This window comes from Paraconexibacter algicola (genome assembly GCF_003044185.1).
GTDB lineage: Bacteria > Actinomycetota > Thermoleophilia > Solirubrobacterales > Solirubrobacteraceae > Paraconexibacter > Paraconexibacter algicola.
The window spans coordinates 245691-267662 of sequence record NZ_PYYB01000004.1 but is presented as its reverse complement, the minus strand read 5'-3'; the positions used below and the strand labels follow the sequence as shown (position 1 = coordinate 267662).

Below are 21972 nucleotides of genomic sequence, written 5' to 3'. Positions count from 1 at the left end.
CATCCGTCGGCGACCGCGACTCGCTGCGCAAAACGGGGTTGTAGCGTGCCGACCAAACCACGTGAGAAGGAGCTCAGGTGCCCACCTGTTCCCCCATCCGCCGCGCGGCGCTCGCCGCCGGCATCCTGACCCTCGCCGTCCCCGCCGCCGCCTCCGCGACCGTCACCCAGCAGGTGCAGAACGACGGCAGCGTCTACACGAACATCACACCGGGCCTCGCGATCACCAACGTCGAGCCGCGGGTGACGATCGTCGCGGCCAGCGAGGACCTGCCCAAGTACTACAAGTACACGGTGGTCGGGCCGAACGGGGCGCCGGTCGCGGTCGACAACGCGTGCCTGAAGCTCCAGTTCGGGCCGATCGCCCGGCTCGTCCAGTACGTCGGCAACGGCACGTACACGATGACGACGACGCTCTACAGCGACAACGCGTGCGCGACGCCCACGACGGGCGGCGCCACCGGCCAGTTCACGATCAACGCGGCGGCCGCGATCCAGACGCCGACGACGCCGCTGCTGACGCGCGACCCCGGCTCGTTCGCGCGCAAGACCTACTCGTTCCCGACCGGCGTGACCGTCAACGCCCGCCAGGAGATCCTCTACAAGAACTTCGGCGTCTTCGACCCGACGGTCGGGATCTCGGGCGCCACGCCGACCGACTCGCTGTTCTCGCTCAACGGGGCCGCCCAGGTGACGTTCCCGGCACCCGGCCGCTACACGTTCACGACCCGCGCCAAGGGCGGCTCCACGCCGGCGTACACGCCGTGGACGGCGCCGCAGTTCGTCGACGTGAAGGGCCCGTTCGACCTCGACTCGACCCGCTACATCGACAACCGCGGTCCGAGCTACCGGATCCGGCTGAAGTTCCGGGAGAACGTCAACGGCAAGGTCCGGCTGCGACTGCGCAAGTCCGGGAAGTACCGCACGATCGGCACCGTCACGGCGAAGAACGGCGTGCTGACCAAGCGCTTCACGGCGCGGTCGTCGGGCCGCTACCAGCTGCGCGCGGAGTTCCAGGGCTCGGCGCTCGTGGCCCCGGGCACGATCACGCTCGGCTTCCGGGTCACCCGCCGCTTCATCTAGCCCGGCGGTGCGGCGGGGCTCCGGTCGCCCGGGGTCCCGCCGGCGCGCGGTGCGGCTCAGCCGCCGGTCGCCGCGTCCCACATGAACGCGAGCTGGGTGATGAGCGCGTCGGCGTCGACCGCTGGGCGCAGCACCTGCGTCGTGATCGAGCTCTCGGTCATGTAGATCAGCGTGTACGCGCGGGCGCGGACCGACTCCTCGTCGAGGTCCGGGTTGCCTGCACGCACGCGCGCCTCGCCGCCGGGGCGGAATCGGGCGTGGAAGGCGCCCCAGAACTCGGCGACGTCGGCGTCGTAGGTCGCGGCCTCGACCACGGCGCTGAGCGTCGTCGCGTGCTTCTGGAAGACGGCGAGCACGCCCTCGAGCGTGTCGCGCACGTCCCCGTCGGCGGACTCCAGCCACGGCACCGCGACCTTCGCGAGGTCCTCCTCGAACTCGACGCCGAGCCGCAGGACCAGCGCCCGCTTGTCGCGGAAGTACGAGTAGAACGTCGGCCGCGACAGGCCGGCGCGCTTGACGATCTGGTCGATCGACAGCTCGGCGAAGGGCAGACCCTCGGCGAGCAGGCTGAGGGTCGCCTCGAGGAGCGCGTCCTCGGTCGCGCGACGCGCTCCGGCGACCTGCGCGCGACGGGAGAGAACGGCCATCGGTAGAGCGTACTGCCCGGCTTGTCGCAGTGACAAGACGGGGTGTCAGATTGCGGCGGCGCTCAGCCGGCGCCGGCGGCCGGGGCGCGCAGCAGGGCGGCCAGCGCGGTGTCCGGGTCGGCGAGCTCGGCGGGCTGCGGCGAGAGGCCCTGCCCGATCGCGCGCTTGCTGAACATGAACTCCTGCGGCCGGTTCACGCAGTCGGCGGCGATCAGCGCACCGCGGCGGTAGTAGAAGCAGGCGAACGACCGGCCCTCGGCAGGATCGCCGCGCAGCACGACCTCGTCGTAGCCGGTGCTGAGGCCCGCGATCTGGAGCTTCAGGTCGTACTGGTCCGACCAGAACCAGGGGAGGGCCCCGCCGGGCTTCTCGATGCCGCAGATCGCGCCCGACACGAGCTTCGCCTGCTCGACGGCGCTCGGCACGCTCTCCAGGCGCAGGCGCCGGTCGTAGCGGGCGTGGAAGCCGCTCGCGCAGTCCCCGGCCGCGAAGACGGCCGGATCCTCGGTGCGACCGTGCGCGTCGACGGCGATGCCGTCGTCGACGGCGAGTCCGGCGTCCCGGGCGAGCTCGACGTTCGGCACCACGCCGATGCCGACGATGACGAGCTGGGCGTCGAGCGTGGAGCCGTCGGAGAGCCGCACGCCGCGCACGCGGCCGTCGCCCTCGAGCGCCTGCACCGCGGTTCCGACGCGCACGTCGACCTGCTCCTCGCGGTGCACGCGCTCGTAGAACGCGGAGACCTCCGGTGCGGTGACGCGCTGCAGGACCCGGTCGGCGACCTCCAGCACGGTCACGTCGACGCCGAGCTTGCGCAGCGACGCGGCCGCCTCCAGGCCGATGTAGCCGGCGCCGACGATCACCGCGCGCCGCGTGTCGGCGAGGCTCCCGCGGATTGCCTCGATGTCCGCGGCGTCCCGCAGCTGGTGGACCCCGGCGAGGTCGCTGCCGGGGATCGTCAGCCGGCGCGGCCGCGCGCCGAGACACAGCACGAGCCGGTCGTAGGCGAGCGTCCCGCCGTCGTCGAGCGCGACCGTGCGGGCCGCACGGTCGATCGCGGTGACGCGGCCCTGCCGGAACGTGACCTGCTGCTTGTCGTAGAAGTCCGCCGGGCGGATCAGCAGCTCGTCGAGGGACGTGGCCCCGGCCAGGTACGTCTTCGACAGCGGCGGTCGCTGATAGGGGAGGGAGGGCTCGTCGCCGACGAGCAGGATCTCGCCGGCCCAGCCGTCCTGGCGCAGGCTCGCGCACAGCTGCGCGCTGGCGTGGCCTGCGCCGACGACGACGATCCGCTCCGCGCCCATCGTTGCTGCCCTCCGTCGACGGCGCCGCTCAGGCGGCGGCCGGCTCCTCGGCGGGCTCGGCGCTCTCCTGCGGCGCGCTCCGGGCGGTCAGCTGCACCATCATCTTCGAGTAGCCCTTGACGAAGTTCGACTGCACGTACTCGGGCTCGCCGACGACGTCGATGCGGTCGAACCGCGCGAGCAGCTCCTCCCAGAGGATCCGCAGCTGCATCTCGGCCAGGCGGTTGCCCATGCAGCGGTGCACGCCGAAGCCGAACGACATGTGGTTGCGCGCGTTCGGGCGGTCGATGAGGAAGGCGTCGGGGTTCTCGAACTTGCGCTCATCGCGGTTGCCCGACGCGTACCACATGATCACCTGGTCGCCCTTGCGGATGAACTGCCCGCCGAAGTGGACGTCCTCCTTGGCGACGCGACGCATGTAGGCCAGCGGGGTCTGCCAGCGGATGATCTCCGAGACCATGTTCGGGATCACCGACGGGTCGGCCTTCAGCTTCTCGAACTGGTCGGGGTTCTGGCTGAGCGCGAGGACGCCGCCGGTCATCGAGTTGCGCGTGGTGTCGTTGCCGCCGACGATCAGGAGCGTGAGGTTGCCGAGGAACTCCATCGGCTTCTTGATCAGGTCCTTCGTGTCCTCGGAGGTCTGCATCAGCGTGATGAGGTCGAAGCCGTCGGGCTCGCCCGCGGCCCGGCGCGCCGCCTTGTCGTGCCAGAGCGCGACGAAGCTGCGGGCGAGCTCCTCGCCGGCGGCGAACATCTCGTCCTGGTGCGTGGTGCCGCCGGTGCCCTCCGCGGTCCCGCTGATGGTGTCCGACCAGTAGGTGAGCTTGCGGCGCTGCTCGTAGGGGAAGTCCAGGAGCGTCGCGAGCATGCGGCCGGTGATCTCGATCGAGACACGGTCGACCCAGTCGAACGGCTCGTCGGTCGGCAGGGAGTCGAGGACCTCCTGCACCCGCTCGCGGATGAGGCCCTCCATCTCCTTGAGGTTGCGCGGCGCGACGACGCCCTGGACGGCCTTGCGCTGCACGTCGTGCTTGGGCGGGTCCATCGCGATGAACATCTCGATCTCCAGCGGCGGCTGCCCGAGCACGATGTACGGCTCGGCGGAGAAGACCTTCGGGTTGGAGTCGACGGCCTGGATGTCCGCGTACCGCGTGATCGACCAGAACGGGCCGAACGGGCTGTCGGCCAGGTAGTGGACCGGCGCCTCGTCGCGCAGCCGCGCGAAGTACGGGTACCACTTCCCCTGCCGGTTCATGAACGGGTTGCTGAGGTCGATCTCGGTCAGCGGCACGTCGGCGGGGTCGGGGATCGGCTCCTCGGTGAAGACGAGCGGGGTCTCGAGACCCGCGAAGCGCTTCGCCTTCTTCACGAGGTGCGCCGCGCGCACCTGCCGGTCGACGGGGATGGTCGCCTGCACCTTGTCGGTGACGCGGGTCAGCGCCTGGTCGAGCACGGTGTCGATGGGGGTCATGTCTGCGTTCGCCTGCCTCGGTCGGGGTGCCGTTGCGCTACATCTGGAACTCGGGGAGGCGGACCGTCAGACCGTCGAGGTCCGGGGTCGCCGTGATCTGGCACGCGAGGCGCGAGTTCGGCGCGCACTCGGGGGACATCTCGATCATCTGGCTCTCCTCCTCCGAGCGGGTGCCGGTCCTCGCGGCCCACGCCTCGTCGACGATGACGTGGCAGGTGCCGCACGAGGCCTCGCCGCCGCAGTCGCCGTCGATGCCGGGGACGCCGTTGCTCGTCGCGAGCTGCATGAGCGACGACCCGTCCACGAGCTCGATCTCGTGCGTGGTGCCGTCGTACTCGACGAACGTGATGGTGCCCATCGTCTCCCTCTCTCGCTGGTCCGTGCCCGCGCGGTGCGGGGCCTCTCCGCGGCAGACGCTACAGCTCGACTTTCCACCGTGTCAACTCGTAGCGTCAAGGTGGGGGTGACCGCTCCCGGGACGGGCCCGGAAGCGGCGCTCAGCGCACGCGGACGGTCAGCCGGAAGCGCTGGTCGACGGTCCCCTCGGGGCCGACGAGTCGCAGGGCCAGCCGTGTCGTCCCCCGGCCGGTCGCGCGATAGCGCACGACCTTGGTGCTGGACCCACCGACGACCGGCGGACCGTCCTGCGGCTGCTCGGGGGTCTCGACGCGGGAGGAGCGGAACCGCAGCACCGACGGGTCGGGGCGCCGCTCGGTCTCGTAGCGGAAGCCGCAGCTCGCCAGGCAGGCGGTGAGCCGCAGCTCGAGGGTCCGTCCGCGCGCGATCGTGACGACGTCGCCCGAGCGCGCCTGCGTCACCACGGTCGTCCCGGTGGGCGCCGCCGCGACCGCGGGCCCCGGGGTCGCGCCGCACGCGAGCGCGGCGGGGAGGGCGAGGACGACGAGACGACGGGCGGGCCGGGCGGTCATGGCGCCGACCCTAGCCGCGTCTGCGCGATGATGGGACCGCGATGGACGATCTCGACGAGGCGCTGGACGCGGCGATCGCCGCCGCCAACCCGGGCCGGGCACTGCAGGACCTGATCCGCGCCCGGCTGGACCTCGGCGACGGTCCCGACGAGCTCGCGGCCGCGCTCGCCGCGCACGCGTGGACGCTGGGGGAGGAGACCCCGGCCGCGCGTGGGCTCGCCGCCTACGCCGACCGGCTGCGCGCCGGCTGGACGCCGCCCCCGGCCTGAGCGGGTGGCCGCGAGCGCCGACGCGCCCGGCACCGGTGGCCGGGGCGTCGATGGCACGCCGCGCATTCCGGTGTGATGGAATTCACGGTGGTGCACCGGCCCGCAGGGGTGCGGTCGGTGTGGTCGGTTCCAACCAGGGGGTTCCATGTCGTCTCTTCGTCGCGGCGCGTCGCCGACGCGTCGTCTCGCCGTCCGCGCGCTCGCGCCACTCGTCGCGCTCGGTCTCGCCGCGCCCGCGCCATCCGCTGCGGTCACGCTGGAGGGGCCGCCCACGCTGCTGAAGGACTTCCGGCTCACGCCCCCGGGGTCGTCGGACCCGTCGGGGTTCGCGAAGCTCGGCACGCGTCACGTCTTCACCGCCGGGATCCCGGGCGGGGACCGGGGCATCTGGATCACCGACGGCAGCGCCGCGGGCACGACGCTCGTGAAGGCGATCGGCACGGGGACCGCGGCCGCGGACCCGACGTCGTTCGGCACGGTGACCACGCCGTCCGGGGACGTCGTCTACTTCGCCGCCAACGAGGGCACGGGCGGCCGCGAGCTGTGGCGCACCGACGGCACGGCCACCGGGACCTTCCAGCTGAAGGACCTCGCGTCCGGCGACAGCAACCCCGACCAGTTCACGGCGCTCGGTGACGGCTCGACGTTCGTGTTCGCGGCCGAGGCGCCGAACGAGGGCCGCGAGCTGTGGATCAGCGACGGCACGGCGTCCGGCACGACGCCACTGCCGGTCCGCACCGGCCCCGACGGCTCCGGGCCGCAGGACCTCATGCGCATCGGCTCGAAGGTGTACTTCACCGCCGACGACGGCATCAACGGCCGGGAGCTGTGGCGTACCGACGGCACCGCCCCGGGCACCGAGCGGCTGACCGACATCAACCCGGGACCCGGCTCCAGCGACCCGAGCAGTCCCGTGGTGCTGAACGGCGTCCTGTACCTGAACGCCAGCGACGCGCCCAACAACAACGAGCTCTGGAAGGTGGACGGGCTCGCCACGGCGACGCCGACCGTCGCGCTGGTCAAGGAGATCCGCCAGGGTCCCGACGGCGGTGACCCCCGGTTCCCGGTGGTGCTCCAGGGCAAGCTGTACTTCCACGCCGGGGACGAGACGACCGAGCGGGAGCTGTGGACCTCCGACGGCACCGCGGCCGGCACGACGCTCGTGAAGGACATCAACCCGGACGTCGGGGCGTCCAACCCGGAAAGCCTCGTCGTCGTGGGCGACAAGCTGTTCTTCCTCGCCAACGACGGCACCGGCGTGCGCCTCTACGTCTCCAACGGCACGTCCGGCGGCACGACGACCGTCACCTCGGTGGCCTACAACCCGACCCCCGACTTCGGTCAGGGTCGCGCGCTGCTGGCGGTGCCCAACGGGGTCGTCTTCGCGGCCGAGGGTCCGACGGCCTCCGGTGGCCTGTGGTTCAGCGACGGGACCGCGGCGGGGACCCGCCAGCTCGACCCGTCGGGGGCGCCGCGGGCCGCGGTGAGCTTCGGCGATCGCGTCTACTTCCGCACCAGCACGCCGTCGACGGGCGGGGAGCCGTGGGTCTCCGACGGGACGACGGCGGGCACCCGGCTCGTGCGCGACCTCAACCAGCGGACGCCCTCGACCTTCCGCGACGGCGTCGACCCGTTCCTGACCACGGCGGGCGACAAGGCGTACTTCGTCGCCGACACGGGCGGCCTCGGCCCGGAGCTGCACGTGACCGACGGCACCGGCGACGGCACGAGGCTCCTGCGGGACATCCGGCCCGGAGCCACCGGGAGCGACCCGCGGCCGCTGCGGGCGGTCGGGTCGAAGCTGTTCTTCACGGCCAACGACGGCGCGACGGGGACGGAGCTGTGGGTGACCGACGGCACGACCGACGGCACCCGCCTGGTCGCCGACCAGGTTCCGGGCGCGCAGAGCCCGAGCATCACGTCGTCCGTCGCCTTCGACGGCAAGCTCTACTTCGGCGTGGTCGTCCCGGCCGTGCCCAGCGGCTCGCAGGTCGATCTGCGCGCCAGCGACGGCACGGGGGTCTCGATCGTGAAGAGCGTGCCGCCCGCGGCACCGGCGACCTTCGGGTTCTTTCCCATCTCGCTGACGGTCATGGGCGACGCGCTGTACCTCTTCGGCTCCGACCAGACCGACGCCGCGGCGTTCTGGAAGCTGCCGAGGGGCGCGAGCGAGCCGGTCAAGATCAGGCCCATCCAGCGCCCGACCGACGCGGGTCCCGTGGCGGCCGGGAGCGGGGAGATGGTGGCGGTCGGGTCGACGCTCTTCTTCGCCTCCGCCGGTGACGGCCTCGACGGGCGCGACACCGAGCTCTGGAAGAGCGACGGCACCGCGGCGGGCACCGTGCGCGTCAAGGACATCCGCCCCGGGGTGGGCGGGTCCAGTCCCTACGAGCTCGTCGCCGTCGGCTCGACGGTGTTCTTCGCCGCCAACGACGGGGGGCCGGAGGGCTGGGAGATCTTCAAGAGCGACGGGACCGCCGCCGGGACCGTCCGCGTCACCGACATCCCGACGCCCACCGCCGGGACCTTCCCGGGCTCCCTGACGGTCGTCGGGGACCGGCTCGTGTTCCTGATCCGCACCCCGACGGCGGGCATCGAGCCCTGGGTCACCGACGGGACCGCGGCGGGCACCTCGCTGCTGGCGGACACCGCCCCGGGCACGACCGACGGTGGCGTGACCGGCCTGCGGGTCATCCGTGACCGCCTGCACTTCGGCGCCCGCACGGCCGCGGTCGGCGAGGAGCTGTGGACCAGCGACGGCACGCCCGCGAGCACCACCCCGACGGACATCCGTCCGGGGAGCGAGTCCTCGACCCCGCGCGGCTTCGCGCAGGCGGGTGACCGCGTGGTCCTCGTCGCCACCCAGGACATCCCGGGCCGCGAGCTGTTCACGGTGCCGGCGCGGGTCCCGCCGGCGCCGCCCGCGCCGCCGACCCCGCCGACCGATCCCGGGTCCGGCACGGGCACCGGCACCGGGTCGCCCCCGGCCGGTGGCGGCGGCACGACGCCGGGCGGCGGCACGACGACCCCGCCGCGGACGGCGTTCGCGTTCGGCGGACCGTCGACGCTGCGCCTCGACGCGCGCAACCGCGCGGCGGTGGCGCTGCGGTGCACGGGCACGACGGTGTGCGCCGGCACCGTCACGCTGACCGTCCGCGCCACGCAGCGGGTGAAGGGCAAGCGGCGGACCGTGCGGGTGACGGTCGCCCGGGCCGCGTTCCGGGCGGCGGCCGGCGGCACGGTCAGCGTCCGCCTGACGCTGAACGCGCAGGGCCGCAAGCTCGTGCGCGCCGGGCGGACGACCGCCGTGACGGCGACCGCGACCATCGGGAGGACCAGCGTGACCCGCACGCTGAAGCTCCGCCGTCCGGCGGCGAAGCGCCGGTAGCCGCGAGCGGGCGGCGGGCGGGCGAGTCGCCCGCCCGCCGCGCCGCCGCGTCAGATCTGCCCGGCCGCCGCGGTGGTGTCGTCGGCAGGCCGCAGCGGGATCTCCGGCAGGCGCAGGGCGGCCCGCCCGTCGCAGGCGCAGGGCGGGCACCGTGCTCGCCGGGCCGAAGTGGCGCATACGGGTCGTCGGACGCCCTGGTGAGCAAGCCGCGCGCGGCGGCCGCCGAGGACGGCCGGGCCTTCTCAGGAGAGGACCTGCGGTACTTCGGGCAAGCTCGATCGGACCACCGAGGATGCGGGATCGGTGACCTCGGCGAGCGCCGGGTGACGGTGCCCGTTCAGCGCTGCCGGGCCTGGAGCTGCTCGGCGTACAGCCGCCGGATCTCCGGGGCGGCGGCGCGCACGCCCGCGCTGAGCGCGCGCGTGTGCGCGACGGGCCGCAGCGCGTGGGCGAGCCAGTGCACGCGCGGGAACACGAGCCGCGCGCGGCGGTGCTCGAACGCGCCGACGATCTCGGGCACGATCGCGTCGACGGGGTGGATCGTGTTGAACGGCGGGCGGACGGCCTCGCGGAACCGCCGGAAGGCGGGCTGGTGGTCCTCCTTCTCGGCCACGAGCGAGGTGGCGATCCAGCCCGGGTGGAAGGTGCCGACCCGGACCCCGGTGCCGGTCAGCTCGCTGCGCAGGCTGTCGCCGAGCGCCTCGAGGCCCGCCTTGGACGCGGCGTAGGCGGTGTGCCCGGGCTGGTGGACGAACGAGGCGACCGAGCAGGTGAGCGCGACGTACCCGCGCGCCTGCATCACGGCGGGCAGCGCGGCGCGGACGAGGTTCGCCGCGCCGCGGAGGTTGACGTCCAGCACGGCGTCCCACGTGTCGGCGTCGACGAGGTCCAGTGGCCCGTACACGGAGATCCCGGCGTTGGCCCAGACCGCGTCGAGCCGTCCGTGCGCGGCGGTCACGGCGGCGACGACGTCGATGCAGGCCGACCGGTCGGTCACGTCGAGCACGTGGGCGCTCGCGCCGGGAAGCCCGGCGGCGAGCGCGCGGACGGCGGCCTCGTCGCGGTCGGTCAGCGCGAGCAGGACCCCGCGCGCCGCGAGCGCGCGGGCGGTCGCCGCGCCGATCCCGCCGGCGGCCCCGCTGACGAGGAGCACCTGGCCGGAGAGCGGCGGGGAGGGGAGAGGTCGATGTCGCACCGGCCGATGATCGTAGGGCGCCGGGCAGGTTGCGACGGGTCGGAGCTTCCCGGCGCGCGGTCGGGCCAGGCCGTGTGCCGGACGACGGTTCGCGATCGTCCGGAAGGTGGGCCTATAGTGCGCGGGTGCGCCTTCTCCCGAGTGCCGGTCCAGCCCTCGCCGCCCTGCTCCTCGCCGCGCTCGGCGTGGGCGACGCCCCGGCGTCCCCGGCCGCTTCGCACGCCCGGGTGGTCCCGGGGACCAACGGGAAGATCGCGTTCACCTCGAACCGGGACCACAGCGGTCGCGAGCTGTACACGATGAACGCGGACGGCACGGGGCAGACGCGGCTGACGACCAACACCGCCGACGACTTCTCGCCCCGATGGTCGCCGGACGGGACGAGGCTCGCGTTCCAGACGACGCGGGACGGGAACCGCGAGATCTACACCGTCGCGGCGGACGGCTCGGCGCCCGTGAACGTGACCAACCTGCCCGCTTCCGCGGAGTTCTCGCCCAGCTGGTCGCCCGACGGGTCCCGCATCGTCTTCTACTCCAACCGCACGGGCAGCAACCAGATCTACACGATCGCCGCCGACGGGACCGATCTGCGGCAGCTGACGGACAGCCCGGGATCCAACGAGAACCCCACCTGGTCGCCCGACGGCTCCCGGATCGCGTTCATCTCCGACCGCCTCGTCGCCGGGAACTACGACATCTGGACGATGGACCCGAACGGGGGAGAGCTCCACCACCTCACCCTCACGGCCGGCTACGACATCCACCCGGCCTGGTCCCCGGACGGCACGAAGCTCGCGTTCACCAGCGAGCGCAACGGCCCCGACTACGACGTCTTCGTGATGAACGCCGACGGCACGAACCCGGTCGACATCACCAGCAACGCGTCCGACACCGACTTCGAGCCGTCGTGGTCGCCGGACGGCAGGAAGATCCTGTTCTCGTCCGATCGGGACGGCGACTACGAGATCTACGCGATGAACGCCGACGGCACCGGCGTCACGAACCTCACGAACAAGCCGATCGCCGGCGACTTCCAGCCGGACTGGCAGACCGCGGAGCGCAGCGCGCTCCCGACGCCGCCCGCGCCGACCCCGCAGCCCACGCCCGGCCCGGGCGCCGACCCGACTCCGGGCCCCGGACCGACGTCGCGTCCGCCGGCTCCCGCCTGCCCGTCGGGCGTCAGCCTCTGGGTGCCCGGCGCGTACCGCACCGACTTCGCGGTCGGCGACCGGGAGCTCGAGGTCGACATGGACGTCGCCGGGATCGGCTGGCGGATCTCGGGAGAGGTGACCGCCAAGGGCCTCGGGACGCTCGCGAGCGGCTCGATGATCTCGACCGGCGACGGGGAGGAGACCCTGACCCTGCCGCTGAAGGCCAGCGCCCGCAAGCGGCTCGCCGGCCTGACCGAGCCGCTGAGCGTCAAGCTCGCCCTGAAGGCGTCGGCCGAGGGCTGCGCGCCGGTCGAGGGCAAGCCCGTGACCTTCAGCTTCCTGGACCGCCAGCCCGCCCGGGCCAGGAGCCGCAGCGTCCGGGCGCGGGCCTCCGGCTTCCGGCCCTACCAGGGCAACGCGTCGGACTTCGAACCCAGCGGCTACTGCAGCAACCACGCCAACTCGTACGGCACGCCCGAGCAGTCCGCGCTCTTCTACCGCCGCTGCGACCGCAGCAGCGGCCCGGCGCGCAAGACCACCTGCGAGGAGTGGGACAAGACCAAGAGCGTCCAGCTCGGCCCGATCGAGGCGTTCTCGGACTGCTTCATCTTCGACCCGGAGAAGGCGAGCTACGAGTCCCCGACGCTCGTGCGGCTCAACGGCCTCGAGCTCGTCCCGCAGTCGGGACGAATCGTGCTGAACCAGCAGGGCGACACGCTGAGCTCGACGGGACCGGTGCGCATCTTCCTGCGGGCGATCCCCGGCGACTATCCGGTCGACGCGAACAACAGGTTCCCGGTGATCTCCACCGATCGGGGCGTCCGCATGGAGCTGCCGTTCAGCCGGCGCCTGAACGGGATCCCGCTGACGTCGGGCCGGACCGTCGAGCTGCCGATGCCGCCGGTGAACACGAAGGACCTCGTGCAGGCGCCGGCGCCCGGCGGGAAGGTCGGGTTCTTCAAGAGCATGCTGCTCACGAACGTGCGACCCGCGTTCGAGTTCACCCATGACGGCGCCTACGGCACCGGCCGGGTGTCGCTCACGGTCGGCGTCACGCCGCCGCTGCCCGAGAAGGTGTTCGGCGCGAAGCTCCCGACGGGCCTCGAGCTCGGCACCGAGGTCACGATCCTCGCGACGAACGCCGGCGGCGTGGACCTCAAGGGCAAGGTGGGGTTCAGCGGCCCGACGACGCGCTTCGCGCGCATCTCGATGGGAACGCTCGAGCTGCGTGACGCGTCGATCACGGCCTCGACCGACCTCAGCGCCACCGTCCGGGCCGAGGTGGCCGTCCGGGCGCCGGGCACCGCACAGGCCGTCCTGGACCGCTCACCGACCGTCACCGGGACGTGGGAGTTCGCGAACTGGGGCCTGAAGGGCGCCGCGGTGCAGCTCGACGGGCTCAACAAGCCGATCCCGTTCGCCGCGCCGTTGCCGATCTTCCTCCAGCGGCTCGGGATCGGCGCCACCGTCGACCCGTTCTCGCTCACGGGCTCCGCCGGTGTGACGTTCGGGCCGTCGATCTTCTTCCGGCCGGTCGGGGCGCGGCTGGAGGTCGCGAGCCTCGACGCCTCGGTGACCGCCGGGTACCGCCAGGGTGACGGGCCGATCCCGAGCGAGCTGACGTTCGGGCCGGCCGTCCTGAAGCTCGGCCTGTTCACGATCGCGCAGGGCCGTCTGGCGATCACGCCCGAATCGACCTCGTTCAGCGGCGGCTTCGGCTTTCCGCCGCAGGTCCTGCGGCTGGGCTTCCTCCCGTCCCTGGATCTCGAGGTCCGCGGGTACGTCACCCCGAAGGCGTTCTTCGGGGCCGGCACCGGCAAGGTGACGGTCTTCGGCGTCCCGATGGCGGTCCACGTCCGGATCAGCGACAAGGCGCTCGTCTCCTGTGTCGGCCCGGTCGGCTTCCAGGCCGGGTCGGCGTACATGTGGGAGACGGGGGAGGTCCGCGTGATGTCGCGGGCGTGCGGGATGCGCCCGGCCAAGCGCCGGCCGGCACGCGCCCGCGCCGCCCAGGCGGGGCCGACGCCGCTCACCGTTGTGGCCGGGCTCGACGCGAAGACCTTCGAGTTCGTCGGCGCGACCGCGCCGCCGCGCATCGCGCTCGTCGGCCCCGGCGGTCAGCGGGTGGAGACGCCCGAGGCGCCGGACGGCGGGGTCCTCGACGGCCGGTTCATGCTCTCCAAGGACCCGGCCAACCGGGCGACCGTCGTCACGCTGTTCAAGCCGCAGGCCGGCACATGGAACGTCGAGCTGCTTCCCGGCTCCGACTCGCTCGCGAGCATCGGCGAGGCCGAGCCCGCTCCGGAGCCCGAGGTCGACGGCCGCGTCCGGCTCGGCAGCGACGGGGACGCGAAGCTGACGTTCGCGGTCGAGAAGGGCGAGGGGCGCCGGCTGCGGTACGTCGAGCGCGTCGGTGATCAGCAGCAGGAGCTGGGGACCAGCACGCTGGCCAAGAGCACCCGGACGTTCACGCCACTCCCGACGACCGGGCTGCACACGGTCGTGGCGCTCGTCGACGACGCAGACGGCGTCCCGCAGTACGAGGTCCCGGTGACGCGGTTCCGCCTGGGGCGCGTCAGCGAGGTCGATCCGATGGAGACCTGCCGGGTCCGTCGGCGCGGCTCGACGATCCGCCTGACCTGGAAGCGCGAGGACGACGATCTCGTGCGCGTGTCGGCCCTGCTGAAGCTGAAGGACGGGCGCACCACGAGCCAGTCCGTGGACATCGACGAGCGCACCGCCGTCTTCACGGACGTGCCGCGTGAGCAGAACGCGGTCGTCGGCTGCACGGGCGTGGACGGACGGGCGCGCTTCTCGAAGCCCGTCTTCTTCCAGACGAAGGGCAAGCCGATCACGTTCACCGGTCCGGCGCCGGTCAACAACCCCGACGCGGAGCTCGGCTTCGGGCTGATCGAGTGACCGTCGTCGCGGTGGGGGTCCGTGTCGGCCGCTGCAGGGCGTCCGCGCCGACACCGGCTGCGAGGCAGAGTTTACGCTCGATAATCGATGTTATGTAACGCCTCGACGGAAACCAGTGCCCGTGTGGCGCCACAGCCGAGTCGGGCCGCCTCCGCCGAGATCACCAGTGACGCGTGACGGGGTACTGGTCGAACCGCTCGTCACTACTGATGATCGACAGACCTTCCGTGCGCGCTTGCGCAACGAGAAGCCGGTCAAACGGGTCCTTGTGCGGCCCGACCGGGAGGTCTCGAACTGCCCAGACGTGCGCGGGAGTGACCGCGAGCGACTGGAAGCCCTCGGCTCGCACAATGCCCGGCAGGTCGTCCGGGACAACGACCTTCCCGAGCGCCGACTTGATCGCAATCTCCCACAAGGATGCCGTGCTCACCAACAGCACCTCGGCCCCTGATTCCATCGTGGTCTTCGCGGCGGCCGAGAGGTTCGAGTCGTCGGCCAGGAACCACAACAGCGCGTGAGTATCGACGAGCCAGGCGCTCACGTTAGGTCGTCCTCGAACCCCTCGGGGATCTCCTTGAAGTCCGACCCAATCGTGATCTGGCCTTTCAAAGCGCCAGCGCGGCGCTCCGTCGCTTCGGAGTACGGAACGATGCGTGCCACGGGAAGGTCACCGCGCTGCACCACGACCTCCTCACCCGACTCCACAAGCGCGATCAGTCTCGAGAAGTTGGTCTTCGCTTCATGCATCTTCACCGGCTTCATCGCCCCAGGATACTTCTGCTAGTCCACCTAGTCCAGCACGCGCGGCGAGGGCTCTGGACGCGAACCTGCCGTCAGGGGCGCGATGCGAGCGGCAGGTCAGTTTTCACGCCGACACCTAACCCCCGTCGCGAGTACTGGGAGCTGGCGCGCCGGCCGATGAGATCCTGCGGGTTCGGCGGTCCTGACTCTCGACCGCCTCACCGACCGAAGGAGCCCTTCCGCATGATGTCCCGTTCTGCTGCACCGCGTCCGCGCAGGTCCGTCTGATGTTGCTCGTCTCCATGGGCGTGTCCGTCGACGGCTTCATCAGCGACCGCGACGGCGCGATCGACTGGTCCGTCCCGAGCGACGAGCTGTTCGCCTTCCATCTCGAACGGGTCGGTGAGCTCGGGGCGATGCTCCTGGGTCGGCGGCTCTACGAGACGATGCTGGTCTGGGAGACCGATCCCGCGATGCGGCGGACCGCGGCGGACGCGGCGTTCGCCGACACGTGGGCGGCGCTCCCGAAGGTCGTGTTCAGCCGCACGCTGGATGCCGTGCAGGGCACGAACACGCGGTTGGCGGCCGGGACGCTCGAGGAGGAGCTCGCCCGCCTGACGCGGGAGACCGGTGGCGACGTCGAGATCGGCGGTGCGGATCTCGCCGGGCAGGCGTTCGCCCAGGGGCTCGTCGACGAGCTGCGCCTGTTCCGCGGTCCCGCGGTGCTGGGCGGCGGGACCCCGCTGCTGCCCGCGGTGGACCGCCGGGTGCCGCTCACCCTCGTCGAGGTCCGGACGTTCGACCAGGTGATCTACGAGCGCTATCGCGTCGCCCGCCCGCCGGCCGATCGGGGCGGCGTCTCCTAGCGGGAGCCCGCTCAGGGCTGGGCGACCAGGCCCAGGAGCGTGCCCGCGTACACGGTGGCGACCCGTCGCGCCTCGCGCAGGGTCGCCTCGTCACCGGCCGGGTCCAGCAGGAAGGCGCCGCGCAGCAGGCTCGACACGACGCTGATCAGCACCCGCCAGCCCGGCGCGGTCTCCGGCTCGGCGTCCGGCGCCTGCGCGATCTGACGCAGGTGTCGCGCCAGATCGCGGGCGAGCTGGTCGTCGGCGGCGTCGGCGAGGCTGACGGTGGCCGCGTCCAGGGTGCTGTGGAGCCACAGCACGCGCATCGCCGGCTCGCGGCGCAGCAGCTCGGCGAAGCCGTCGACCACCGCCGGCAGCACGGTGCGCCAGTCGCGGTCCGGGCGCGCGAGCGCCGCGCCGAGCACGTCGGGCGTGCGGTGCACGTACCGCACGGCCAGGGCCTGCAGCACGGCCGGCTTGTCCTCGAAGAACTGGTAGAGGGTCCCGGTCGGCACGCCCGCGCCCGCAGCGATGTCACGAACCGTCACCGCCTCGCGGTCGCCGTCGGCGAGCAGGCCCGCGGCCGCGTCGAGGATCGCCTCGACACGGGCACGGCTGCGCGCCTGCGTCGGCTCGCGCTTGAGGAGATGGCGGTACGGCAGCGGCGCGGTCACCCGGCCACGGTACCCGCGGACTCCTCGCGCAGGACGAGGACTCCGAGGACCGCCAGCAGGACGGCACCGCACGGCCCGAGCACGAACGCGCGCGTGGAGAGCGTGCCGCGGCGGTACTCGTCGAAGCCCGCGATCGCGTCGACGGAGTCCACGAGGACCCCGACGGTCGTGGCGGCACGTAGGTGCTGCGGATCGGCCGCCAGGACCGACGCGCCGAGCGCGAAGTCCCGGGCGCCGAAGAGTCGGCTGACGAAGCGGTCGTGGCGCTCGCGGTCGATGCCGAAGACGGTCACGGTCTGGTCCGGGGCGGTCCAGGCGGCAAGGCCGACGAGGGCGCGGGTCGCGCCGAGGGCGAGGCGGGTGGTGCTCATGGCGAGGTCTCCCCTGGGTCGGGCGCGGCGCTGATCACCGCGCAACAACATGAACATACACAACGTTCATGTTATGCGCCTGGTGGAGTTCCCGGGAGGGAGCGCAGCAGGTCCCGTGCCTCCTCGTAGAGCGTGACGAGGTCCGCCTCGCGGCCGGCCTCGTGCAGGACCGCCCAGCGGCGGAACGCGACCCGCGCGCTCGCGCCGACCACCTCGACGACGAGCTCGGGCCGCAGGTCGCGCTCGTCCGTCCCCAGCGCCTCGCGCAGCCGGGCGGCGAGCGCCCGCGCCCGCTCCTCCTCGTAGGCCACGCCCGCGGCGCGGAGCGTCGGCTCGCGATCGACCAGCCGCCACATCCGCAGGACCCGCCGTCCCCCCGGGCTGCGCCCGTTGTCGTAGGCGGCCATCGCGGCCGCGTAGATCGCCTCGACCTGTGGCAGCAGCGGCGTGCCCGGGTCCAGCGTCGCCGCCATCCCGTCGACGAGCTGCTCGACCTCCGGATCCGAGCAGAACGCCGCGCGCTCCTTCGTCGGGAAGTAGCGGAAGAACGTGCGGGGCGAGATGCCGGCCTCGCGCGCGATGTCCTCGATGCGCGTGCCGTCGACGCCGACCGACTCGAACAGACCCAGCGCCGCGTCGCTGATCTCCCGCGTCGTCTGCAGGCGCCGACGCTCGCGGAGGTCGAGGGAGTCGACGGCGGCCATCCCGGGGATCGTACCGCAGCCCCTGCCTACTTGGCACAGTGTGCCATCATGGCGCGCAGCGTTATGAGTCCCTCCGCCGCCACAGCCCCCACCGACGCCCCCGAGCTGCCCGCCGGGCACAAGCGCCTCATCGCGCTGCTCGTCGCCTCGACGTTCGTCGTGATCCTCAACGAGACGATCATGAGCGTCGCGCTCCCGCGGCTCATGGACGACCTCGACATCCCCGCCACCACGGCGCAGTGGCTGACGACCGCGTTCCTCCTGACCATGGCCGTCGTCATCCCGGTCACCGGCTTCCTCCTGCAGCGGTTCCACGTGCGCACGGTGTTCCTCGGCTCGATGATCGCCTTCAGCACCGGCACCCTGGTCGCCGCCCTCGCCCCCGGATTCGTCGTCCTGCTGGTCGGACGGATCATCCAGGCGATCGGCACCGCGCTGATGATGCCGCTGCTGATGACCACGATCCTCAACCTCGTGCCGGAGGCCCGGCGCGGCGCGATGATGGGCACGGTCTCGATCGTCATCTCCGTCGCCCCCGCGATCGGCCCGACGATCTCCGGCCTCGTCCTCAGCGGCCTGGACTGGCGCTGGATGTTCTGGATCGTCCTGCCCATCTCGCTCCTGTCGCTCGCCCTCGGCGCGCGCTGGGTGGAGAACGTCACCGAGCCGCGCGTCATGCGCATCGACGCCGTGTCGGTCGGCCTGTCCGCACTGGGCTTCAGCGGGATCGTCTACGGGCTCTCGAGCATCGGCGAGCAGGCGCAGGGCGAGACGCTGCTGGCCCCGTGGATCCCGATCACCGTCGGCGTCGTCGGCCTGCTCGGCTTCGGGATGCGGCAGCTGGCGCTGCGCGAGCGGGCGCTGCTGGACATCCGCTGCTTCACCAACCCGATCTTCTCGGTCGCGACCGCGCTGATGGCCGTGAGCATGATGGCGCTGTTCGGCGCCATCATCTTGCTGCCGATGTACCTCCAGGACGTGCAGGAGGTCTCCACGCTCACGACCGGCCTGCTGCTCCTGCCCGGCGGCCTGGTCATGGGCCTCCTCTCCCCCGTCGTCGGACGCCTGTACGACCGTGTCGGCCCGCGGCCGCTCGTCATCCCCGCCGCCGTCGTCGTCAGCGCCTCGCTGCTGATCATGACCACCCTGGACGAGGGCTCCTCGCTCGCCGTCGTCGTGCTCGCCCACGTCGTGCTCAGCGCCGGCCTGGCGATGATGTTCACCCCCCTGCTGACCACCGCGCTCGGCGCCGTCCCGCCGCAGCTCTACTCGCACGGCAGCGCGATCGTCAGCACCATGCAGCAGGTCGCCGGTGCCGCGGGCACCGCGATCTTCATCACCGTGATGACCCGCCGGGCGACCGCCGTCTCCGACGCCGGGACCGCCAACCCCGACGCGCTGTCGGAGGGCATCCAGCGCGCGCTGACCTACGGCGTCGGCCTCACCGTCCTGGCGATCGCCGTCGCCGTCTTCCTGCGTCGGCCCCCCGCCCCGCAGATGCCGCCCGCGGCCGACTCCGCCGCCGTGCCCGCGTAGACGGGCACGCGCCGCGGGCGGCCCGCGTCTGACTTCGGTCACGCGACGCGCCGTCGCACTTCGCAGTAGAACATCCGGCCATGGTCCAGACCCCGCGCCCCCGGGCGCTTCTCGCCGCCTGCCTGCTCGCGGGCGCCCTCGCGCCCTCCAGCGCCCTCGCCGGCACCATCACCGTCGACCACGCCGACGACGATCCGGCCACCGCGGGCTGCTCGCTGCGCGAGGCGATCGCCGCAGCGCAGGCCCCCGCGTCCGCCGCGGCCGACTGCCCGGGCGCCACCCCCGGCGCGAACACCGTCGTCGTCTCGGCCGGCACCTACGCTCTCGCGGCCGCGACCGGCGGCGGCACCAGCGACCTCGTCGTCACCGCCGGCGAGGTGACGATCCGCGGCGCAGCGGCCGGCACCACGACGATCGACGCCAACGGCGGCGGTCGCGTGCTCGACGTCCAGGGCGGCACGGTCCGCGTGGAGTCCCTGCGGCTCGTCAACGGCGTCCTGCCCCGCGGCGCCGCCGGCACCGCCCAGGCGCCCACCGGGCAGGCCGGCGGCAACGGCGGCGTGATCCGCAACGCGGGGACGCTCACGCTCGCCGACACGCGCGTCGAAGGCGGTCGCGCCGGCACCGGTGGCGACGGCTACCGGCTGGCGTCCGCGCCCGGTGACCCCGTCTACGGTCCGACCGGCGGCTCGCTCGGCGGCCGCGGTGGTGACGGCGGCGGCATCTACAACACCGGATCGCTCACCCTCGACGCGGCCATCGTCAGCGGCAACAACGCCGGCGACGGCGCCAGCGGCCTGCGCGACATTGCCGGGACGGGAGGTCTGAGCGGCGAGGGCGGGGACGGCGGTGGCGTCGCCAACCTCGGGACCCTCGTCACCCGCAACGGCACGACGATCGAGGGCAACCAGGCCGGACGTGGCGGTGGCAGCCAGGCCTCGGATCTCTCGTCGGGGACCGGTGGGGCGGGCGGGGACGGCGGTGGGATCTTCGCCGCGCCCGGCGCCATGACCACGATCGAGACCTCCATCCTGCGCGGCAACACCGCGGGCGGCGGCGGCTCCGGCGGTCGCTGCCAGATGGACACCAACACCCGTGACGGGGGTGCCGGCGGCTCCGGCGGTGGGCTCTACGACGCGGCGGGAACCGGGACGACCACCGTGACCGACAGCACGATCGCGACCAACCGTGCCGGCGCAGGGGGCGCCGGCTCGACCGCCGACACGACCGCGACGATCGACGGCGGCAACGGCGGCGCGGGCGGGATGGGTGGCGGCATCGCCACCGCGGGCGGCACGACCACGACCGTCGCCCGGACCGACATCACCCGCAACTCCACCCAGCAGGGCGGCGCCGCCGGCGCCGGCGGCGCGCGCGGCGACGACGGTCCGGCGGGGCACGGCGGCGGCCTGGCGCCGCAGCCCGGCGGCACGATGGCGGTCAGCGACAGCACCATCACCGAGAACCGCGGGGTCGACGTCGTCCCGGCGGCCGGCCAGGTTCCCGCGCGGCCCGCCGGCCTGGGCGACGGCGCGTACGCGGCCGGCACCCTGACGCTCGACGGCACGACCGTGGCGTACAACCACCGGCCCGGCTCCACGACCGTCGGCTCCGGCATCCACGTTCCCGCCGGCGGCAGCGCCACGCTCCGCGCGGTCCTCGCCTCCTCCAACGGCGCCGCGAACTGCGATGGCCCCGTCCCCGTCGGCCTCGACGGTCCGAGCCTGAGCTTCCCGGCGTCGTGCGGGGCGCCGATCTCCACCGATCCCCTGATCCCGGCGACCGCCGACCCGGTGCCGCTGCTGCGCCCCGCGCCGGGGAGCCCCGCCCTCGACGTGGTGCCGGAGACGGACCCGGCCTGCGGAGGCCTCGACCGACGCGGCGCCATGCGCCCGCAGGGCACTGCCTGCGATCTCGGCGCCGTCGAACGGCTGCAGGACGCCGACGTCGCCGCGACGGCCGTCACGACCTCCGGCGCGACGCTCACCGGCAGCGCCACCGACGAACGCGCCGGGACCGCCCGGCTCTACGTCGGCACCAGCCCGGATGCGCTCTCCCCGGTCGGTGAGTCCGCCACGGTCGCAGCCGGGTCGGTCGTCTCGCCCGCCCTCTTCGCGACGCTGACCGGCCTCGCGCCCGGGACCGTCCACTACGCGCAGGTCCGGATCGAGCGGCCCGCCTCCGGGTCCGACCCCGCCGACACCTTCCGCGGACCGGTCCGGACCTTCACGACGCTCACGCCCACGCCCGTCACCCCGGTGGGGCCGCCCGCCAACGACGGCGGGCCCACGCCCACGCCTGCGCCCGTGGTCGTCCCGACCCGGCTCGGACTCGTGCGGCTCTCCACCACCCCGAAGACCGTCCGCGTGACCCTGCGGTGCAGCGCGGCAGCGGGACGGACCTGCAAGGTGGCGCTGAAGGCCACCACGCGTGAGCGTCGCCGCGGCGACACGGTGATCGGTCTGCGCGCCCGCCCGAAGGTCCGCACCGTCACGGTCACCGTCGCCCGCGCGACCCGGACGCTGCAGCCCGGCCGCAGCACCGTGGTGACGCTGAAGCTCAGCAAGCGCTCGCGGCAGCTGCTGGGCCGCTTCCACAAGCTGCCCGTCACGGTCACGGCGAGCCTCGCCGGCCGGCGGGCCGCGAGCGGTCGCGTGACCGTCAAGCCCGCGCGCTCGGCCAAGGCCCCCCGCCGGCGGACCTGAGTCCCACGGCCCCGGTGCGCCAGGCGCGCCGGGGCGCCCGG

At 73.2% G+C, this 21972-nt stretch carries 18 protein-coding genes; 7 read left to right on the top strand and 11 right to left on the bottom strand.

Annotated elements, in window-relative coordinates:
- Nucleotides 1–77: 77 nt before the first annotated feature.
- Nucleotides 78–1082: a hypothetical protein gene (locus tag C7Y72_RS20670; protein ID WP_107571087.1), complete on the top strand. Its 1005-nt coding sequence runs from the start codon at nucleotides 78–80 to the stop codon at nucleotides 1080–1082.
- A 56-nt stretch (nucleotides 1083–1138) separates the two neighbouring features.
- On the opposite strand, the gene C7Y72_RS20665 is transcribed toward C7Y72_RS20670, so the two are convergent.
- The 5 genes from C7Y72_RS20665 to C7Y72_RS20645 form a co-directional block, all read right to left on the bottom strand.
- Entirely contained in the window at nucleotides 1139–1729 is a 591-nt protein-coding gene (locus tag C7Y72_RS20665; RefSeq protein WP_107571086.1) for a TetR/AcrR family transcriptional regulator, read from the bottom strand.
- Nucleotides 1730–1791: 62 nt separating this feature from the next.
- Nucleotides 1792–3033, bottom strand: a complete 1242-nt coding sequence (locus tag C7Y72_RS20660; RefSeq protein WP_107571085.1) for an NAD(P)/FAD-dependent oxidoreductase — start codon at nucleotides 3031–3033, stop codon at nucleotides 1792–1794.
- A 28-nt stretch (nucleotides 3034–3061) separates the two neighbouring features.
- Complete coding sequence (locus C7Y72_RS20655) at nucleotides 3062–4504, bottom strand: cytochrome P450 (RefSeq protein ID WP_107571084.1); 1443 nt, start codon at nucleotides 4502–4504, stop codon at nucleotides 3062–3064.
- Nucleotides 4505–4541: 37 nt separating this feature from the next.
- The gene (locus tag C7Y72_RS20650) at nucleotides 4542–4862 is read right to left on the bottom strand and encodes a 2Fe-2S iron-sulfur cluster-binding protein (protein WP_107571083.1); all 321 of its coding nucleotides are present in this window, start codon (nucleotides 4860–4862) and stop codon (nucleotides 4542–4544) included.
- A gap of 139 nt (nucleotides 4863–5001) precedes the next feature.
- Nucleotides 5002–5433 (bottom strand): protease inhibitor I42 family protein, encoded by a 432-nt coding sequence (locus C7Y72_RS20645; RefSeq protein ID WP_107571082.1) that lies wholly within the window; start codon nucleotides 5431–5433, stop codon nucleotides 5002–5004.
- A 41-nt stretch (nucleotides 5434–5474) separates the two neighbouring features.
- Here C7Y72_RS20645 and C7Y72_RS20640 point away from each other — a divergent pair, with 41 nt between their 5' ends.
- Together C7Y72_RS20640 and C7Y72_RS20635 are read left to right on the top strand one after the other, a co-directional pair.
- Nucleotides 5475–5702: a hypothetical protein gene (locus tag C7Y72_RS20640; protein ID WP_107571081.1), complete on the top strand. Its 228-nt coding sequence runs from the start codon at nucleotides 5475–5477 to the stop codon at nucleotides 5700–5702.
- Between the two features lie 145 nt (nucleotides 5703–5847).
- Nucleotides 5848–9090, top strand: a complete 3243-nt coding sequence (locus C7Y72_RS20635; RefSeq protein WP_107571080.1) for an ELWxxDGT repeat protein — start codon at nucleotides 5848–5850, stop codon at nucleotides 9088–9090.
- A gap of 337 nt (nucleotides 9091–9427) precedes the next feature.
- On the opposite strand, the gene C7Y72_RS20630 is transcribed toward C7Y72_RS20635, so the two are convergent.
- Complete coding sequence (locus C7Y72_RS20630; RefSeq protein ID WP_146175482.1) at nucleotides 9428–10285, bottom strand: SDR family NAD(P)-dependent oxidoreductase; 858 nt, start codon at nucleotides 10283–10285, stop codon at nucleotides 9428–9430.
- 125 nt (nucleotides 10286–10410) lie between these two features.
- On the opposite strand from C7Y72_RS20630, the gene C7Y72_RS24210 reads away from it, so the two are divergent.
- Complete coding sequence (locus tag C7Y72_RS24210) at nucleotides 10411–14355, top strand: PD40 domain-containing protein (protein ID WP_107571078.1); 3945 nt, start codon at nucleotides 10411–10413, stop codon at nucleotides 14353–14355.
- Between the two features lie 160 nt (nucleotides 14356–14515).
- Here the strand turns inward: C7Y72_RS24210 and C7Y72_RS20620 are convergent, their stop codons facing one another.
- Nucleotides 14516–14896 (bottom strand): type II toxin-antitoxin system VapC family toxin, encoded by a 381-nt coding sequence (locus C7Y72_RS20620; RefSeq protein WP_107571077.1) that lies wholly within the window; start codon nucleotides 14894–14896, stop codon nucleotides 14516–14518.
- A complete protein-coding gene (locus tag C7Y72_RS20615; RefSeq protein ID WP_107571076.1) occupies nucleotides 14893–15117 on the bottom strand; it encodes a type II toxin-antitoxin system Phd/YefM family antitoxin in 225 nt (74 codons plus the stop codon). The genes C7Y72_RS20620 and C7Y72_RS20615 overlap by 4 nt, the downstream gene beginning before the upstream one ends.
- 266 nt (nucleotides 15118–15383) lie before the next feature.
- Here C7Y72_RS20615 and C7Y72_RS20610 point away from each other — a divergent pair, with 266 nt between their 5' ends.
- Nucleotides 15384–15962 (top strand): dihydrofolate reductase family protein, encoded by a 579-nt coding sequence (locus C7Y72_RS20610; RefSeq protein WP_107571075.1) that lies wholly within the window; start codon nucleotides 15384–15386, stop codon nucleotides 15960–15962.
- An 11-nt stretch (nucleotides 15963–15973) separates the two neighbouring features.
- Here C7Y72_RS20610 and C7Y72_RS20605 read toward each other — a convergent pair whose 3' ends face one another.
- The 3 genes from C7Y72_RS20605 to C7Y72_RS20595 form a co-directional block, all read right to left on the bottom strand.
- Complete coding sequence (locus C7Y72_RS20605; RefSeq protein ID WP_158276974.1) at nucleotides 15974–16615, bottom strand: TetR/AcrR family transcriptional regulator; 642 nt, start codon at nucleotides 16613–16615, stop codon at nucleotides 15974–15976.
- Nucleotides 16612–16986 (bottom strand): hypothetical protein, encoded by a 375-nt coding sequence (locus tag C7Y72_RS20600; RefSeq protein ID WP_107571073.1) that lies wholly within the window; start codon nucleotides 16984–16986, stop codon nucleotides 16612–16614. Before C7Y72_RS20600 ends, C7Y72_RS20605 begins: the two co-directional genes overlap by 4 nt.
- Nucleotides 16987–17057: 71 nt before the next feature.
- Nucleotides 17058–17690 carry a TetR family transcriptional regulator gene (locus tag C7Y72_RS20595; protein ID WP_107571072.1) on the bottom strand — a complete coding sequence of 211 codons (633 nt, stop codon included), beginning with the start codon at nucleotides 17688–17690 and terminating at the stop codon, nucleotides 17058–17060.
- Between the two features lie 63 nt (nucleotides 17691–17753).
- Here C7Y72_RS20595 and C7Y72_RS20590 point away from each other — a divergent pair, with 63 nt between their 5' ends.
- Nucleotides 17754–19226 carry a DHA2 family efflux MFS transporter permease subunit gene (locus C7Y72_RS20590; protein ID WP_199224023.1) on the top strand — a complete coding sequence of 491 codons (1473 nt, stop codon included), beginning with the start codon at nucleotides 17754–17756 and terminating at the stop codon, nucleotides 19224–19226.
- Nucleotides 19227–19306: 80 nt separating this feature from the next.
- The gene (locus tag C7Y72_RS20585; protein ID WP_107571070.1) at nucleotides 19307–21931 is read left to right on the top strand and encodes a choice-of-anchor Q domain-containing protein; all 2625 of its coding nucleotides are present in this window, start codon (nucleotides 19307–19309) and stop codon (nucleotides 21929–21931) included.
- The last annotated feature ends 41 nt before the right edge of the window (nucleotides 21932–21972 follow it).